Raw genomic sequence first — 1,784 nt, forward strand, 5'->3', positions numbered from 1 at the left:
TGAGCGACTCTGTCGGGGATCTTCGATGGTCGGTTACTTGCCCTGCCGCCACCAGCATTCCCAGCGCAGCCCGTGGGAGTCGAGGTAGTGCTGGAAGGCCGTGGGGTAGCGGGGGCGGTGGGCGCGTAGAGGAGCGCGTGAGGCGAGGCGCTCGATATTGATCGCGATGCCGGTCAGCACGTGTTGGACGTGGGTCTTGCGGAGGCCGTGGTAGCGGCTGCGGCGGGCCTGGTGGCCGTTGACGAGTTCGCCGATGGTGCCCTCGACGCCGGACCGGGTGGCGTAGAGGCGTTTCCATTGCTGGTCTTGCTGGTCGGCGCGGTTGCGCGCCTGGAGCTCGTGCAGCCGGCGGGGGAGGAAGTTCACGGTGCGGGCTGAGCCGCCGCGTGTGCAGGCGGGCCGGTCGCGGCAGGGGCGGCACTGGCTGGGGTGGAACCGGGCGACCGTGTAGGGGGCCAGGGCCGGAGCTTCCAGCCAGGTGCGGCTGGTCTGGCCGTTGGGGCAGGTGACCTGGCGCCGGTCGAAGTCGATGGCGAAGTGGTCCCGGGTGAAACCGGTCTGCTCCCTGCTCTGCCAGTCCCCGCCGGCCTTGACGGGGCCGATGAGCTGGACCTGGTGGTCGCGCGCGGAGCAGTCCAGCAGGGCGACGGAGACGTAGCCGCCGTCGACCAGGTGCTGTTCGGGCAGCAGACGCCGGCGGCGAAGCCGGGTGTGGATGCCGGGCAGGGCCTGGGTGTCCCTGGTCGGGCCGGTGGTGGCGATGTCCGTGATCAGGTTGACCGCCGTGTCGGAGTCGCAGGTCTCGGTGACGTGGACCAGGTAGCCGCTCCAGCGGGTGTTGCCGCGGATGGCCCGGCGTGCTTCGCAGTCGTAGGGCGAGACGATCCGCAGGGCTCCTTTGGGCTGTCCGTCCTTCTCAGTGCGGGGGCGCAGAGCGCCGCGAGCATCGAAGAGGAAGTTCTGCACCATGATCCGGCGCAGGGCTTCCGCGTGGGGGCCGCGCCGGCGTGGCGGCAGGCGCTCGAGGAGCCGGTGGGCGTCGGTCCCTGCCTGCTTGAGGCGGGTGACGGGGTGGCTGGGCTGGGCCGGGAGGCGGACGGGCCGGCCGTAGCGGATGGCCCAGTCGGCGTCCACCAGATCGTCCAGGACCTCCGGGACACGGCTGGCGGCTTCTTCCAGGGCGGCGCGGACCGCCTCGAGGACCAGTTCCAGGCGGGTGAGCTCACGCGCCGCGGCGAGGACCTGGGTGGAGTCGGTCCGCTGCCTCCCGCGTGCCTTGACCATGCCGGCCTGCCGCATCCGGTCCAGGGCCAGGGAGAGGAGGTGGTCCGCGCGGTCGTCCTCGCCCAGCCGATCGCGGAAGTCCGTCAGCACACTGTGGTGGAACCCGGGATCGTCCAGTTCCATGGCCAGGGCGTACTTGAAGTCGATTCGGCACCGCACGGCCTCGGCCGCCTGCCGGTCGGAGAGGTTGAGCAGGAACTGCAGCACGCACACGGTGGCCAACTGGGCCGGCGAGAGGCCGGGACGGCCGTCGCGGGGGTACCAGGAGATGAAGTCCTCGTCGTCCCAGAGCCCGTCGAGGTGGTCACGGACCCACATGGCGGTTGTCCCACGCGGGTTGCTGGCCCGCGCCATCCGAGCCGTGAGCTCGGGCACTATCGCACCGGACCGGGAGCGAACGGACACTGATCACCTCAGGGAGACGGTTGCACCGAACCACCCGGAGTGTCCCGAACCGCCACCAGCCTTGTCCCTGGAACCTCAAGATCCCCGACAGAGTC

The 1,784-nt window shown here is 70.8% G+C and carries 1 protein-coding gene; it reads right to left on the minus strand.

The window, feature by feature from the left end; all coding sequences use genetic code 11:
* Positions 1–33: 33 nt before the first annotated feature.
* Positions 34–1,638, minus strand: a complete 1,605-nt coding sequence (locus LO771_RS29940; RefSeq protein WP_255745056.1) for an IS1182 family transposase — start codon at positions 1,636–1,638, stop codon at positions 34–36.
* Positions 1,639–1,784: the final 146 nt, after the last annotated feature.

It is taken from the genome of Streptacidiphilus sp. ASG 303 (assembly GCF_020991365.1).
In the GTDB taxonomy this organism is placed as follows: Bacteria; Actinomycetota; Actinomycetes; order Streptomycetales; family Streptomycetaceae; genus Peterkaempfera.